10 protein-coding genes are annotated in these 15,789 nt (G+C 46.7%); 3 read left to right on the top strand and 7 right to left on the bottom strand.

Annotated elements, in window-relative coordinates; all coding sequences use genetic code 11:
* Positions 1-7: 7 nt before the first annotated feature.
* Complete coding sequence (locus M1D30_RS06970; protein WP_248502333.1) at positions 8-1,384, top strand: SLC13 family permease; 1,377 nt, start codon at positions 8-10, stop codon at positions 1,382-1,384.
* Positions 1,385-1,409: 25 nt separating this feature from the next.
* Entirely contained in the window at positions 1,410-2,387 is a 978-nt protein-coding gene (gene pfkA, locus M1D30_RS06965; protein ID WP_248502331.1) for a 6-phosphofructokinase, read from the top strand.
* Between the two features lie 43 nt (positions 2,388-2,430).
* Here the strand turns inward: pfkA and M1D30_RS06960 are convergent, their stop codons facing one another.
* From M1D30_RS06960 to lon, 6 genes are all read right to left on the bottom strand, one after another.
* The gene (locus M1D30_RS06960) at positions 2,431-3,615 is read right to left on the bottom strand and encodes an SGNH/GDSL hydrolase family protein (RefSeq protein ID WP_248502329.1); all 1,185 of its coding nucleotides are present in this window, start codon (positions 3,613-3,615) and stop codon (positions 2,431-2,433) included.
* Between the two features lie 198 nt (positions 3,616-3,813).
* Positions 3,814-6,351 carry an ATP-dependent Clp protease ATP-binding subunit gene (locus tag M1D30_RS06955; protein WP_248502327.1) on the bottom strand — a complete coding sequence of 846 codons (2,538 nt, stop codon included), beginning with the start codon at positions 6,349-6,351 and terminating at the stop codon, positions 3,814-3,816.
* Positions 6,329-7,672, bottom strand: a complete 1,344-nt coding sequence (locus M1D30_RS06950; RefSeq protein WP_248502325.1) for a DEAD/DEAH box helicase — start codon at positions 7,670-7,672, stop codon at positions 6,329-6,331. The genes M1D30_RS06955 and M1D30_RS06950 overlap by 23 nt, the downstream gene beginning before the upstream one ends.
* Positions 7,673-7,679: 7 nt before the next feature.
* The gene (locus M1D30_RS06945) at positions 7,680-8,789 is read right to left on the bottom strand and encodes an LptF/LptG family permease (RefSeq protein WP_248502322.1); all 1,110 of its coding nucleotides are present in this window, start codon (positions 8,787-8,789) and stop codon (positions 7,680-7,682) included.
* On the bottom strand, positions 8,786-9,928 hold the full coding sequence (gene tgt, locus M1D30_RS06940; RefSeq protein ID WP_248502320.1) for a tRNA guanosine(34) transglycosylase Tgt: 1,143 nt from the start codon (positions 9,926-9,928) through the stop codon (positions 8,786-8,788). Before tgt ends, M1D30_RS06945 begins: the two co-directional genes overlap by 4 nt.
* On the bottom strand, positions 9,925-12,345 hold the full coding sequence (lon, locus tag M1D30_RS06935) for an endopeptidase La (RefSeq protein ID WP_371874187.1): 2,421 nt from the start codon (positions 12,343-12,345) through the stop codon (positions 9,925-9,927). Before lon ends, tgt begins: the two co-directional genes overlap by 4 nt.
* 142 nt (positions 12,346-12,487) lie before the next feature.
* On the opposite strand from lon, the gene M1D30_RS06930 reads away from it, so the two are divergent.
* The gene (locus M1D30_RS06930) at positions 12,488-13,183 is read left to right on the top strand and encodes a tRNA1(Val) (adenine(37)-N6)-methyltransferase (protein WP_248502316.1); all 696 of its coding nucleotides are present in this window, start codon (positions 12,488-12,490) and stop codon (positions 13,181-13,183) included.
* A 27-nt stretch (positions 13,184-13,210) separates the two neighbouring features.
* Here the strand turns inward: M1D30_RS06930 and M1D30_RS06925 are convergent, their stop codons facing one another.
* Entirely contained in the window at positions 13,211-15,784 is a 2,574-nt protein-coding gene (locus M1D30_RS06925) for a glycosyl hydrolase (RefSeq protein ID WP_248502314.1), read from the bottom strand.
* Positions 15,785-15,789: the final 5 nt, after the last annotated feature.

The raw sequence follows: 15,789 nt of genomic DNA, 5'->3' as shown, positions 1-15,789 counted from the left end.
TCAACTGATGACACCGATTATCGTTATACTCCTGCTGTTTAGCTATTTACTAATAGCTACTACCCATCTTACTGGGGTGAATAAGGCAGCTATCAGCATTGTTCTTGCTGCCATAGGTTGGGTTGTGTACATCAGTTGGGGTTTCGACTTTGTGATGGACCTGCATTCTGTTGCCTATTCAGAATATCTGGGCGAGAATGTAGCTACCAGCGATACTGTCAAAAATTTCATTTACGACAATGTCTTCCTGAAGTATGTAGGTAAGGCAGCGGCTATTGTGATGTATTTGTTGGCTACTATGTCGATAATAGAAATACTCAACACCAATGGCTGCTTCGACTTTATCAACGAATGGATCCGCACACGCAATACCAATCGCTTCCTGTGGACCATTACTTTGGTTACCTTTGTACTTTCGGCCAATCTCGACAATCTCACTACAACCATTGTGATGTTGGTCATCATGCATAGCCTTGTCAAGAGTCGCCCGCAGCGTATGCTCATTGGCTCTGCTGTTGTCTTGGCTGCTGTTTGTGGAGGTTGCTTCACTGTTATTGGTGATCCTACGGGCCTTCTGTTGTGGGCCAATGAAGCCGTTACTGCTACTGACTTTTCTAGCTATTTGGCTTTCCCTGCATTGGTGGCTTGGATTGTGCCAACGTTCTTGATTGGACGCCAATTACCAAGTCGATTGGATATAGAGTGGGGAACTGCTGCTCCGTTCCGTGGAGATGATACGCGCCTGAACCGTTGGCAGCGAATGCTGATGCTCTTTGTGGGTATTGGTGGCTTATGGTTTATACCTACGTTCCTCAGTATTACACGACTTCCTGCTTTCTTGGGAGCCCTGGTGGTACTGTCACTATTGTGGGTGGTTAACGAGGCTTTTAATCGTAAGTTAATGAATGCAGACCAAATGTCTCAGCGTCGCATACCTCGTGTTATACAGTATGAGGCCATCCAGCAGATGCTCTTCGTTATGGGTATTATGCTAGGTTTGGCTGTTGTCATTGAGACGGGTGTATTTACCGAAGTGGCCGACTGGCTCGATGCTACTATCAGCAATATTTGGATTGAAGGTCTTATTGCTGGCGTTCTTAGTAGCTTGGTCGATTCGTTTACCATTGCTGCTTCTGGTATATCGCTCTATGATGTATGGAGTGCAGGCGACTATGCCCAGGACGGCCTCTATTGGAAAGTCATCGCCTATAGCACTGCTGCAGGAGGCTGTCTGCTGTCTGTTGGCAGTGTGTGTGGCTTGGCTCTTATGAAAATGGAACATATCCACTTTGGCTGGTACTTCAAAAACATTTCCTTCAAGGTTCTTTTGGGATGGCTCTTGGGGCTGGGTGTATTGTGGATAGAGTCCATGATTTATTCTTAAGACATTCACTACTACTATTATAACTATGACAAAGATAAAAACTATCGGCATTCTTACCTCAGGAGGTGATGCTCCTGGCATGAATGCAGCTATCCGTGCTGTCACACGTAGTGGCATATGCAACGGATTCACTATCAAAGGTATTTATCGTGGTTATGACGGACTCATTAAGGGTGAGGTTGAGACCTTTACCACAGAGAACGTCTCTGGTATCATTACCCGTGGCGGTACTATTCTTAAGACTGCTCGCTCAAAGGAGTTTATGACACCTGAAGGAATGGCTAAGGCTTATGAGACATGTCAGCGCGAAGCCATTGATGCTTTGGTGGTTATTGGTGGCAATGGCTCACTTACTGGAGCGCGAAATTTCGCTATGGAATACGACTTCCCTGTGGTTGGACTGCCTGGTACCATTGATAATGATCTCTATGGTACTGATTCAACCATTGGCTACGACACCACTATGAACACTATTATGGAGTGTGTGGACCGTATTCGTGATACTGCCAATTCTCATGAGCGTATCTTCTTTGTCGAGGTGATGGGACGTGATGCTGGCTTTTTGGCACTTAATAGTGCTATTGCATGTGGTGCTGAAGCAGCCCTTATTCCTGAGGAAGAAACAGATGCCGACCAGTTAAAGGACTTCATGGCACGTGGCATTCGCAAGTCTAAGAAATCGTGTATCGTTATCGTCAGCGAAAGTCCAAAGTGCGGCGCTCTTTATTATGCCGATCGCGTGAAAAAGGAGTTTCCTGAGTTCGATGTACGTGTGTCAATCCTTGGCCACATGCAGCGTGGAGGTAGTCCTTCGGCTCACGATCGCATATTGGCTAGTCGCACGGGTGTGGGTGCTATTAAGGCATTGATGCAAGGACAGCGCAACGTTATGATTGGTGTTCGTAACAATGAGGTTGTCTTTGTTCCGTTCTCCGAGGCCATTCGCAGTGATAAGCCTTTTAACAAGGGATTGATTAAGGTGCTCGACGAACTAAGCATCTAATAAAGTACAAAAGAAGCGGATATCAAAAATATCCGCTTCTTTTTTATTTAAACATCTTCAGGTCAATGCAATTACCCATTGTTTCATAACCTTTGGCATTCAGGTGCAGCCAGTCATTTTCAAAAAGAAATTCTTTTTGCATGGCTTGCAGGTTATTTGGGTCGCGTACAGCCTTGTCAAAGTCAATCACGCCGTCTAATTCTTTCGATGTGCGAATCCATTCATTCAGCGTGGTACGACCTTGCTCGTGATTCTCTGAGAAATAGTTATTTCCCTTAAATGGTGTGATGGTAGCTCCAAACACCTTGATTCCCTTCTGGTGAGCCTCACTGATAATCTGCTTGTATACATCGATGATTCGCTGGGCTGTTTCATGGCCGTTTCTACTATAGCCTAGATCGTTTACAGCTTCAAAAAGGATAATCCATTTTACGCCCTCTTGCTGAAACAAGTCTCTGGGATAGCGTTTTACTCCTGCAGGTCCCAGGCCGCCGCCTAGCACGCAATTGCCACCGATTCCCATGTTCAGAACGCCAATCATACTTGTTTTCTTGTTTTCCAGGAGCCTGCGCGAAAACACGTCGGCCCATCGGTTTTGCACGTTAGTAGTTGAGCCGCGCCCGTCTGTAATTGAGTTGCCTAGAATAACCACGGCACCTGCCTTTTTCGGTGCGTCAACTTCTAGTGCCAGAATGTTGTACCAATGATCTGTGCGGATGGCATCAGTAAAGTCGGTGGTATTGCCTGCCTTCAGATATGATGTCGTACGTGATCCTGGGTGTCCACTCACGCTTTCCGAAGTTTTGCCATAGTGTATGGTTATGGCCACATTTTCGCGGTTGCCAACTTTAAAGTCCACAGCATCCGACACCACTTTCTCACCGGCAGCCATGGTTATTGATTCGCTTCCGCCAAAGGTTAGTTTCACAGTTGATTTTTCGTCAATGTCACTACTGCTGCCAGCTGTCTTGGCTATGGCCAACTCTACAGCCTTAATCTCTGTGGGTGTGTTACTAAATTCATTTGTCAGTTTTAGGCGTATTCGCTTTCCGCCTATTGACACTTGTACAATCTCACGTAGCGAATTACCTGTTAGTCCGGGTTGTGGAGGGTTGTTGTGTCTCTCTACTAACTGAGGCGCTGTAGCCCATGTACCTACCCAGTGTTCCTCTGCCTGGGCCATTCCTGTTGTCAGCATGCAAGCCAACATCATCAACAGTTTTTTCATTTCTGTAGGTTTTTGGTTCTTGTTCTTTAAAAATTTGTTTGCAAAGATATATAAAAAAAGCCGCCTGACAAAATCGGGCGGCATTTTTTATTTGTTAGTATGTCACTTTGTGAACCAAAGTATAATGTTTCTTCATTGAAAGTATGTTGTTTAGCTCCCGTAACTATATTGTTTTGAGAACCCAAATGAAATCTGCCTTTATTGTATTTCGAACGATAGTTCTTCTTTATCAGTTGCTTTATCGATGACGATAGTTGCACCTGCTGGCAGACTTTCTGCGAGAAGCATCTCGCAGATACCGTCTTCAATGTAGTTTTGGATGGCGCGTTTCAGAGGTCGCGCACCAAACTGAACATCATAACCTTTGGAAGCCACAAATTCTTTTGCCTCAGGCGTGAGAGTCATCTCGTAGCCTAACTCGTGAATGCGGTGATATAAGCCTTTGAGTTCAACATTGATAATGCGCTTGATTGCTTCAAGATCGAGTTGCTCAAACGTAATAATCTCGTCTAAACGGTTTAGAAATTCTGGTGAGAACTGTTTCGACAGAGCTTTCTGAACAATTGAACGAGCGTGCTCGCGGTCTTTCTCATTCATGTTTAGGCCCAATGACGAGGCGGTAAAGCCAATGCCATTGCCAAATTCCTTGAGCTGACGGGTGCCAGCATTGGACGTCATGATGATGACCGTATTGCGGAAGTCTACAAAACGACCGTTACCATCGGTAAGTCGACCTTCGTCTAATACCTGAAGTAGGAGGTTGAAGACATTTCCGTGTGCTTTCTCAATCTCGTCGAGCAGTACAATGGAATAGGGCTTGCGACGTACACGTTCTGTGAGTTGACCGCCTTCTTCGTAGCCAACATATCCCGGAGGAGCACCAATGAGTCGGCTTACGTTAAACGACTCAGTATATTCGCTCATGTCTATGCGAATAAGGGCATCGGAAGAACCAAACATCTGTTCGGCAAGTTTCTTTGCCAGATATGTTTTGCCAACGCCCGTGGGACCTAGGAACATAAATGCACCAATGGGGTGATTGGGTGCTTTCAAACCAACACGATTGCGCTGAATAGCCTTGACCATCTTGTCGATAGCTGCATCCTGAGCAATGACACTTGACTTGAGGTTTGGTGCCATGTCTTTAAGGCGCTGACCTTCGTTTTCGGCCATGCGTTGAACAGGAATTCCCGTCATCATAGATACAACATCGCTTACTTCGGCTTCGGTAACTATCTGACGCTGGGCGTCTGTACCTTTCATCCATTCTGCCTGCATGTCGGCCAATTGCTTCTCGAGCATGGTCTGCGTGTCGCGATGGCTGGCTGCCAGTTCGTAGTTCTGATCCTTAACAGCCTGATTCTTTTGTTCCTTGATTTGTGTAATCTGTTTTTCCAGATTTGCAATCTCAGGTGTTATCTTTGCGTTCTTTAAATGCACACGAGCACCTGTCTCATCCATAGCATCAATGGCTTTGTCTGGCTGAGCGCGGTCGGTGACATAGCGTTCTGTCAATCTGACACATGCCAAGATAGCATCGTCTGTGTATTCCACATGATGATGTTTCTCGTAGCGGTCTTTAATATTATGCAGAATCTGTAGGGTCTGTTCGGCCGTGGTGGGGTCGACTATTACCTTTTGGAAACGGCGTTCCAAGGCTCCGTCTTTCTCTATGCTGTTACGATATTCATCGAGCGTGGTGGCGCCAATGCACTGAATGGTTCCTCGTGCCAATGCGGGTTTCATGATGTTGGCAGCATCCATACTGCCCGGGGTTGAGCCGGCACCAATAAGAGTATGAATCTCATCGATAAATACGATAATCTGTGGATTGGCCTCTATCTCCTTGATAAGGGCTCGGATGCGTTCCTCAAACTGTCCGCGATACTTGGTTCCTGCCACTACACCTGTCATGTCGAGACTGACAATTCGACGGTTGAAGAACATGGGGGAGCATTTGTGCTGAGCAATGAGCTGAGCCATGCCTTCTACAATGGCGCTCTTGCCTACACCGGGTTCGCCAATTAGGATGGGGTTGTTCTTCTTTCGACGTCCAAGAATCTCCATAACACGTTGAATCTCTTGCTCGCGACCTACGCATGGATCGAGTTTTCCATCAAGAGCTGCTTGTGTTAGGTCTGTTGAGAAGTTGTCGAGTACGGGAGTCTTCGACTTTTCACCTTTTTCGTCGGTAGCGGTTTTTGTGCTACGAGAAGTTGAATTGCTCTTAGTGTTATCGTATTCGTCTTCGTCCTCCTCTGGCAACTGCAACATATCCTTGGGTTGATGAATGGGTTGTGACTGCTTCAAGAGGTCACAAACATTGTTATAGTCTATATGACGCTCTTCAAGCAATTGCTTAGCGGTGTTGTTTGAGCGATCATGCAGAATGGCGAGTAACAAGTGTTGTTCGTCAATGTCCTGCTGATGCAGCAAACGGGCCTCAAGGACTGCCAATTTTAATATATTGTTGGCATTCTCGTTAAGTGTGAGTTCGCTGCCATCGGTGGGCGGAAAAACCGTTTCTGTGCGGTGGAGTCTCTCTTCGATTTGTGTTTTAAGTATGTCTTGATTGACATTGAACTTCTGACACACCTTGGCTAGAATGCCGTCGGTGGAACGCATCATACCTAACAGCAGGTGCTCTGGTCCAACGTAGTCATTCAGCAGACGTGCGGCTTCTTCGCGGGAATAAGCCAGGATTTGAGAGACTTTATTTGTGAACTGGTTTGTCATTATTCGTTTTCTTCTTTCTACGTTTGTTTGGTGATGAACTTGCAAATGGCGTGCCAGAATTATTTGGCTTCTTTGAACTTCCATGAGAGTTCTTCCTGCTGCCTCTGTGCGAACCATTCTTGGAACCTCGACCACGTCCTCTGTTGCCTTTCTTCATCACCGATAGGGTTTTGTAGTCTGGACCTTCGCCTAAATCTTCTGGAAGAGGTAGTTTTTCTACTTCTTTTTCGAGGAAATCTTCTATTTGTTTGAACGAGGGTGCATCAGCATCGCTGACAAAAGTGATGGCCTGACCATCGCGATCGGCACGGGCTGTACGACCAATTCGGTGAACATAGTCCTCGCTGTCGTGAGGAACATCGTAGTTGATGACCATTCGAATGTCGTCAATGTCTATGCCACGAGCTACGATATCTGTGGCCACGAGTACGTCGACCTGACCGGTTTTAAAGCGATACATTACATCATCACGTTCCTGTTGGCTGAGGTCGGAATGCATGGGGGCGCAGTTAATCTTAAGTTTCAGCAGAGCACGGTTAATGTCTTTAACCTTGTCTTTCTTGCCGCAGAATATGATGACGCGTTTTAAATCGCCTTGAGTGAAAATATGTTTTACAATGCCCACTTTCTGAGGTTCGTAGCATACGTATGCCATCTGACGAATCTTCTCTGCCGGACGGCTTACTGCCAGCTTTATTTCAACAGGATTGTGGAGCAAAGATACTGCTAACTCGCGAATTTTTGCGGGCATGGTGGCAGAGAACATTACTTTTTGACATGTCTTTGGTAATAAGGCGTTAATCTGAAGAATATCTTCCATGAAGCCCATGTCGAGCATACGATCTGCCTCGTCGAGAACAAAGAATGATGTTCGTGAAAGATCGAGATTGCCCACCTTAAGGTGACTGAGCAAACGACCAGGAGTAGCAATCACAACGGGAGCTCCGCCACGCAAACTCTTTATCTCTTGATCGTATCGGCCACCGTCGTTTCCACCATAGACAGCAATGCTGCTAACGTTGTTAAGATAATAACCAAATCCCTGCATGGCTTGGTCAATTTGTTGGGCCAATTCGCGGGTGGGCGACATAACGATGCAATTGATGGCATCTTCAGGGAAACCTCCATCGTCGAGCATCGAAAGAATGGGGAGAAGGTATGCAGCAGTCTTACCTGTACCTGTTTGAGCCACACCCAGCACATCGTGCCCGTCAAGAATTTCTGGAATACAACGCTCTTGAATAGGAGTCATTTCCTCAAAATGCATGTCGTAAAGCGCATCGAGGATATTATCGTTTAAGTATGTTTCTTCAAATGTCATGTTTATTTTAATTTGGTGCCTGACGATAGCAGAAATAGGCTATCACGGCATAAATGATATTGGGAATCCATGCAGCCAATATAGCAGGCATGCCGGCGTTGATGGCAAATGTTGCACTAATGGTTTGCAGTAGGATATACGAGAACGAGAGTGCTAGACCGATACCTAGCGATAGTCCCATACCTCCTTTGCGCTTGCGGGCCGACAGTGAGGCACCGATAAGGGTGAGGATAAACGAAGCAAAGGATGTGGCTATGCGCTTGTGGTATTCTACTTCGTATTGCACAACGTTCTGTGAACCGCGTTCCTGCTGTTTTGATATGTAACGAAGAAGCTCGGGTGAGGTGAATGTCTCTTGTTGCCCCGTACTATATACCAGGTCCATAGGTTCCATCATAATCAGCGTGTCGAGCTCGCCGCCAGTTTGAATCTGTTCACGAAGTCCCTTTAGTGTACGTATCTTGTAACTGATGGCCTTCCAATGATAACGTGAGTCCGAAATAGTGTCATATTGAATGACGTTGGCTGTCATATGACTGACGAGTTTTTTGTTCTCAAACTTGTCCAACGAGAAGCCATAACCGCGTCGGATGTTGTTGTCATATTGCTGAAGGTAAGCAATGACTCCAGGTGCCACCTGTAGTTGTACGTTGCTGGCAGATGTTATACGCCTTTTGTTCTTGTACTTTGTTTCAAAATTATAACGTGTTACATTGCCGTGAGGGATGACATAAGCTCCGAGATACAGATTGACTACTGCAATAATGGCTGCAGACACCATGTAAGGGCGCAACAGTCGTTTAAAGCTTGTTCCTGCCGCCAGCATAGCGATGATTTCGGAATTGCCTGCCAGTTTCGAAGTGAAGAAAATGACAGCAATGAACACGAACAACGGCGAGAAGAGGTTCGCAAAGTAGGGAACGAAGTTTGCGTAGTAGTCGAAGATAATGGCACTCCAGGGTGCATGATATGTAGAGAACTTGTTTAAGTTCTCGTTGAAATCGAATACGATACTTATGCTGATAATCAGCATGATAGAATATATATACGTTCCGATAAATTTGCTGATAATATAGCGATCAAGCCGTGGGACTAGTCGTGCCAAAATCTTCTTCATACTCTGCGTCCTAAGTCGTTAATAACTGAACGTTTCCATTGTGAGAAGTCGCCCTGTTCAATATGCTGACGTGCATCGTTGACCAATCGTAGATAGAAAGCCAGATTGTGTATAGAGGCTATCTGAAGTGCCAACAACTCTTGAGCTTTGAAAAGATGGTGCAGGTAAGCCTTTGTATGAAGGCGGTCTATGTCGCAGCCGTCGGGGTCGATGGGCGAGAAATCATTCTCCCATTTTTTGTTTCTCATGTTCATAGTACCCTGATAGGTAAAAAGCATGGCATTACGACCATTTCGGGTAGGCATCACGCAGTCGAACATGTCGACACCGCGTTCAATGCCTTCAAGGATGTTCTGTGGTGTGCCTACTCCCATCAGATAGCGTGGGCGATCTTTGGGCAGAATGTTATTGACGACCTCTATCATTTCATACATTACCTCCGTTGGTTCACCAACAGCCAGTCCGCCAATCGAAGCTCCACCACCGTCGTTCAGCATACCTAAGCGGTCAACCACGTGTTTGGCTGCATCCTGTCTAAGATCTTTATATTTGCAACCCTGAACAATGGGGAAGAGAGTTTGACGATGACCATACAGAGGTTCTGTCTCATTGAATCTTTTGATGCAACGGTCCAACCATCGCTGTGTGAGGTGAAGACTGTTCTTTGCATATTGATAGTCGCTTTCGCCTGGGGGACATTCGTCGAATGCCATCATAATGTCGGCACCGATGATGCGCTGTGTGTCCATTACATTCTCGGGCGTAAAAATATGTTTTGAACCGTCGATATGCGAGCGAAACTCGCAACCTTCTTCTTTTAATTTGCGAATACCAGTTAGCGAAAATACCTGGAAGCCTCCTGAATCTGTTAGGATTGGACGGTCCCATGTGTTAAACTTATGCAGTCCGCCGGCCTTTCGTAACGTGTCCAGTCCAGGGCGCAGATACAAGTGATAGGTGTTTCCCAGGATAATCTGGGCCTTTACTTGTTCGCGGAGTTCAGAGAAATGTACACCCTTCACACTACCACATGTGCCTACGGGCATGAAGATCGGTGTCTTAATTTGTCCGTGGTCGGTGGTAATCACGCCGGCACGGGCGCTGCTATAGGGGTCTGTATGTTGTAGCTCGAATGTCATTTCTTCTCTTTTTCTTCGTCAATATCGAAAACTAGTGGATTGTCAACAGTCTCGTTAGTGAGTGCAATCTTCCATACGTCAAGTACATTTTCAACATAATGGAATTTTACGCCCTTGAGGTACATTTCAGGAATCTCAAGAATATCCTTCTCGTTCTCCTGACACATAATAATGTCGGTGATGCCAGCGCGCTTGGCAGCCAGTATCTTTTCTTTGATGCCACCAACGGGAAGAACTTTTCCGCGAAGAGTAATCTCGCCAGTCATTGCTATGTTCTTGCGAACCTTACGTTGTGTAAGGGCTGATGCAATACTGGTAGCGATGGTAATACCTGCCGATGGGCCGTCTTTCGGTGTAGCACCTTCTGGTACGTGGATGTGGATGTTCCAGTTGTCGAAGATGCGATAGTCGATGCCCAACTTGTCTGCATGAGCCTTAACATACTCCAATGCCAGTATAGCCGACTCCTTCATTACGTCGCCCAGATTACCTGTAAGCGTAAGCTTAGAACCCTTGCCCTTTGACAATGATGTCTCGATGAAGAGAATCTCGCCACCAACGCTAGTCCATGCAAGTCCGGTGACCACACCTGCATAACTATTGCCCTGATAGATGTCACGATAGAAAGGTGGCTTGCCAAGAAGGTCTTCCAATGACTCAGGTGTAATCTTCCAGTTGTCAATTGTGCCATTTAACTGTTGGTTGTAAGCCAATTTGCGCATGGCCTTGTTAATCTGCTTCTCCAACTGTCGTACGCCGCTTTCGCGCGTATATTGTTCAATCATCTTTTCAATGGCAGCCTTATTGAACTTAGGCTTGTTTTCCAATGTCTTCAAACCGGTATTGTCCAGTTCGCGCGGAATCAGATGGCGTTTCGCAATCTCAATTTTCTCTTCTGTGATATAACCGCTCACTTCGATAATCTCCATTCGGTCCAAAAGGGGACGGGGAATGGTACTGAGGTTGTTGGCGGTGGCAATAAAGAGAACCTTTGAAAGGTCGTAGTCCACATCGAGGTAGTTGTCGTGGAAAGCGGTGTTCTGTTCAGGATCTAAAACCTCGAGAAGTGCTGACGCAGGATCGCCATTTACGGTGTTCTGAGTCACTTTGTCAATCTCATCGAGAATAAAGACGGGGTTACTAGAACCTGCCTTTTGGATGCTCTTGATGATACGACCAGGCATAGCTCCGATATAGGTGCGACGATGGCCTCTGATTTCAGCTTCATCGTGAAGACCACCCAACGACACGCGCACATATTTGCGCTTCATGGCTTCGGCTATACTCTTGCCCAATGATGTCTTACCAACACCTGGAGGGCCGTAGAGGCAGATGATAGGACTTTTCAAATCGCCGCGTAGCGACAGTACGGCCATATGTTCAAGGATACGCTCTTTCACCTTCTCCATTCCATAGTGGTCGTGGTCCAGAATCTTTTGTGCTCGCTGCAGATTCAGGTCGTCCTTGGTATATTCGTTCCAGGGGAGCGATACGAACGTCTGAAGATAGTTCAGTTGAACATTATAGTCGGGACTCTGAGGCTGTACATTATCCAGCTTGTCGCACTCCTTATAGAAAATCTTCTCAATCTCCTCCGGCCATTTCTTTGTTTGTGCCTTGCGCAGCAGCTCAGATTTCTCGGGCGACTGTTCATGGCCCATCTCTGCTTGCATATTTTTAATTTGCTGCTGCAGGAAGTAGTTCTTCTGCTGTTCGTCAATATCCTCGCGTGTCTTATTACGAATGTCTGTCTTCAGTTGTTGAAGATTAATCTCGCGATTCAAGGCTTTCAGAGCACCAAACAGTCGCTCTTTTACACTTTCGGCCGAGAGCAATTTAATCTTCTCCTTGATGGTGAAGGGCATATTGGCACACAAGAAACTCAGCATCATCTCCTCGTTGCTGATGTTGCGGATGGCAAACAAAGCCTCGTCAGAGATTTCATCCACCATTGTGATGTATTGTTCAGCCACTTTCTGCAAGTCCTCGAAAGCAGTCTTCCATTCTTTGTCGTGCTTGTCGGGGTGTATCTCTGGCATATGCTCAACCTCTCCTTCAAGGTAAGGAACATATTTGGTGAGCTTCTTCAAACGGAAACGCCCCAGTGCCTGAACGATGACCGTAGTAGATCCGTTGGGCAAAGTGAACAACTTGACGATTTTTGCAGCGACGCCATAGTTGTAGAGGTCACTTTCCAAAGGCGCTTCTACATCGGGATCGCGCTGACAGACGACGCCGATGAGCATATTATTCTTGTTGGCCTGACGCACCAACTTCAAACTTGATTCACGTCCAAGCAGAATAGGCCACACAACGCCAGGGAAAACTACAATGTTTCGAACGGGTAGGATGGGGAGATTGGTGGGGATTTCTCCGTCAATCATTTCCGAGAAGTCACCCTCCACATCTGCTATCATTGAAATAGACTTAGTGTTATACTGATTGTCACTCATTTTAATTTTATACTGCATATTGGGATGCAAAGTTACTAAATTATCTTGATAAATTGGTATATATTAGTTGATTATTAACAAAAAATGTATAACTTTGCGGCCGATTATGGCAAATAACTACTTTGAATTCAAACAATTTACCATCTGGCAGCAGCATTGTGCAATGAAGGTTGGAACAGACGGAACGCTACTTGGGGCTTGGGCCGACGGTGGTGAGCGCATCCTGGATGTGGGTACTGGCACAGGACTCATTGCGTTGATGATGGCACAGCGTTTTCCTTCTGCTCAAGTGGTGGGGGTTGATATCGACGAGAAGGCTGTTGGTCAGGCTTCTCAGAACGTTGCGACAGCACCTTTTTCGCATCGCGTCAGAATTGAACAGGCAGATGCCAATATCCTGGAAGGTAGTTATGATTGTGTGGTGTCTAATCCGCCATTCTTTGAAAAGTCGTTGACGTGCCTTGACAACCAGCGAACCATGGCCCGACACGATGACGGTTTTTCGTATGCAGCCTTATTCGAATTGGGAAAAAGGGTATTGACGGCACATGGAAAGTTGTCACTTGTGGCGCCTGCCGATTATCGCAGCAGAGTGTTGGAAGAGGCAAGTCTGCACGGTTTCTTCCTTCATAGGGAGTGTGCAGTAAAGACTACCCCCCAAAAACAGCCGCGCCGCTATCTGTTTTGCTTTGCACTTAGTAGTGCAGCCAGCATAGATAGTGGCACGGGTGTGATTGAGGATGCGCCAGGCGTCAGGTCGGAATGGTATCGGCAGCTTACTGACGACTTCTACATTAAATAACCAGTGGCGCTTTCCATTACTTGTTTCTTAGTTCTTGATTAATCTGATTGGCGAGTTCAGACCGCTTGGCATCGGTTCCCATTGGTCGTATGTCGTCTTTTTGTAGTTGATGTCTACAACATTTATTTCCTCCATCTTGCGCCATTTCACGCCTTGACGGTCAAGACTGGCAATACGGTTGGCAGGCAGATTAGTGACCTCAATGCGGAGTTCGTTGCTGCCCGCTTTCAGAGTGCCTTTCGTGTCGAGAATAAACGGCACCGACCAAGCGCATCCAACAAATTGGCCGTTGATATAAACTCGGGCTGATTCGCGTACGTCGCCTAAGTCAATAAGCCATTGGCCGTCGCCTAGCGCTTTCTTCGACAACTTGAGTGTAGTGGTGTAAACGCCAGTACCCATCAGCGCACTTGTCTCATCGTTCAGATTCTCCCATGTTTTTAATGTGTCGATTTTGTACGATTTGTTTGTGTCGATGGACGAATCTATGAATGAGAGATTCCAAGGACCATTGATGGCTATTTCTCTTGAGTCTTTTCCTGCGTTTAAAGGAGAAATGTTGGCTGTTATTTCTTCGTTGAATAATTGAAGAATCATGGATTCTCCACTCTTCAGATGTATGGAAACTTTATTGCCATTGCTGCATTCGCAACGGGCAATATCACCATTCAAAGGATTAAACCAAAGCGCATCTTTGAATGGAACGGCTATTGTCACATCCTCGTCGACGTCGTTTGGCGTCAGGTTGGCGATGAAATAGTGATATCCGTTGTCGTTTTTGCGACGGATGGCTTTGAGTCCCAACTTGCTTTTCATGAGTTCGGGTTGCGCAAAGCGAGCCATGTCAGCGTCGTTCTCTCCATAGATAACCATTGGTGACAGGCGTTCGAGTGTCCTTTTGAGTTGAGGTGTGATAGTGGTGCCAGTGGGTATAACGATGGCTTTGTAACTTGTGCCTGCCTCGGTGACCAATCGGTTGCCGTCTCTTCGAACTTTTTCCAGCAGTTGGTCGCTAATATAGTCGCAGTCGTAACCTGCCTTCTCGATGGCCAGGATACTCTTGATAAACTCAGGCGCCAACTGCCCCATGGCGTGAATAGAAAACTGCATGAGCAGTTTGCCCGTATTCTTTTTCCACATGTCGCGCACAGGCAGGTATACAAGGAAGTCGTTATCCGGCTGTCCCATCTGCAGGAAACTCTGGCAGCGCGTCACGTAGTCCATAAAGAACGGCGCATCACGCCAGATGCTGTTCGTGGGACTCATATCAATAGAGGCATAAAATTTCCATCCGGGCCATTCGTCGTCTTTTGGAGAATAACAAGTGCCGTGAAAGAACATGTGGTTGACACCAGCGCAGAACATCAGGTCGATGTCGGGTTTGAGTTGCGATAGCGATGTGCGGAAATGCTCGGTGAGCCATGTGAAAGTCTCACTCGACGTGTAGGTTTTCCCGCAGATATGAGCCGCAGAAGGCGCATATTTCAACATGGAGAAATCACTATCGTTCTTGCGTGTTTTACCGGGATCTTGTCGCAGACCCTTGATGCCGAAATCAGAAAGGCCAAAACCCTCAATCTCGGGTATGTCGACAGCAGCGTAGCAGTCAATTAGGTTGGCAGGCGAACCGTGAGCCTGATTGCGCGTGATGGCACCGTGCTTATGTGCCCAGGCTGTCCACTGGCGCGTGAAGTTTTCGAGGAGCAGGTCGCCAAGCGTTTCGCGATAGTCGCTCAAAACCTGCGGTTCATAGGCCAATAACTCGGGAAAATGATTTTCCAGTTTATAGCCGCGACGTTTCTCAAACTCATCCAGAAGGGTAGGGGTCCAAGTGCCAGCCTCTACTTCGTACGAGTCGTTGAAGAACGTGTGAGGATAGGGCGTCTTGGTGCGTTCAAAGGCCTGCTCAATATGCTGCAGATAGTGCGCCACGGCATTGCGGTCGAAATGGTCAATCACAAGTCCTTCGCCGCCAGGAGCTGCACGCTTCACCTTCATTACACCATATTTGATATAAAGAGCCACGATGGACTTTGGCTTAAACGGGATGCTGCCGGGTAGCGTTAGCTGATTGTTGCTGACTTGCGAAGTTACATCGAGAGCCTGTCCATCGCCATACAGCATGACCTTTTCAAGAAAGGCATTTTTGGCATCTGAACCTGCCGGATTGATGTCGCAAACAGCCTGTTTGCTGTTCGTAAGTGACTTACTTACAAAAACGGCCTTACAGGCACTTTCCTTCAAAGGAACCCAAGGGCCGCCGAAGGGCCAGCCAGTACCAGTCGACATGTCCAGTTCAATCCCGTTGTGCTCCACTTGCTGTTGTGTATAGCGCAGCATGTCGAGCCATTGGTCCGACAAATATGGAATGTTGTTCTTGTCGTTTCCTTGAACGCCATAGATTGGTGTTATCTCAACTGCTCCAATGCCGTGCTTGGCATATTCTGAGAGGTTCCATTTCAAGTTCTCCTTGTCGACAGCCGACCCCAGCCACCACCAACGGGTGCCTGGCTTCGCTTCTGTTGTTGGCGTTGGCCAAGACTGGGCAGAGGCAATAGTTGTCAGAGAAGCCAGCGTAAATATAAATAGTAGTTTCTTCATCGTTG

The organism is Prevotella sp. E15-22 (genome assembly GCF_023204875.1).
GTDB lineage: Bacteria > Bacteroidota > Bacteroidia > Bacteroidales > Bacteroidaceae > Prevotella.
The sequence above is the reverse complement of the archived record's forward strand: the minus strand, read 5'-3'. Positions and strand labels throughout refer to the sequence as shown.

What these genes read in the sequence shown, in the direction of transcription:
- M1D30_RS06960 (WP_248502329.1), bottom strand. Translation starts at nt 3,615, where the DNA reads ATGAAAAAACTGTTGATGATGTTGGCTTGCATGCTGACAACAGGAATG.
- M1D30_RS06930 (WP_248502316.1), top strand. Translation starts at nt 12,488, where the DNA reads ATGGCAAATAACTACTTTGAATTCAAACAATTTACCATCTGGCAGCAG.
- tgt (WP_248502320.1), bottom strand. Translation starts at nt 9,928, where the DNA reads ATGACATTCGAGCTACAACATACAGACCCCTATAGCAGCGCCCGTGCC.
- M1D30_RS06950 (WP_248502325.1), bottom strand. Translation starts at nt 7,672, where the DNA reads ATGACATTTGAAGAAACATACTTAAACGATAATATCCTCGATGCGCTT.
- M1D30_RS06955 (WP_248502327.1), bottom strand. Translation starts at nt 6,351, where the DNA reads ATGACAAACCAGTTCACAAATAAAGTCTCTCAAATCCTGGCTTATTCC.
- lon (WP_371874187.1), bottom strand. Translation starts at nt 12,345, where the DNA reads ATGATAGCAGATGTGGAGGGTGACTTCTCGGAAATGATTGACGGAGAA.
- M1D30_RS06925 (WP_248502314.1), bottom strand. Translation starts at nt 15,784, where the DNA reads ATGAAGAAACTACTATTTATATTTACGCTGGCTTCTCTGACAACTATT.
- M1D30_RS06945 (WP_248502322.1), bottom strand. Translation starts at nt 8,789, where the DNA reads ATGAAGAAGATTTTGGCACGACTAGTCCCACGGCTTGATCGCTATATT.
- M1D30_RS06970 (WP_248502333.1), top strand. Translation starts at nt 8, where the DNA reads ATGACACCGATTATCGTTATACTCCTGCTGTTTAGCTATTTACTAATA.
- pfkA (WP_248502331.1), top strand. Translation starts at nt 1,410, where the DNA reads ATGACAAAGATAAAAACTATCGGCATTCTTACCTCAGGAGGTGATGCT.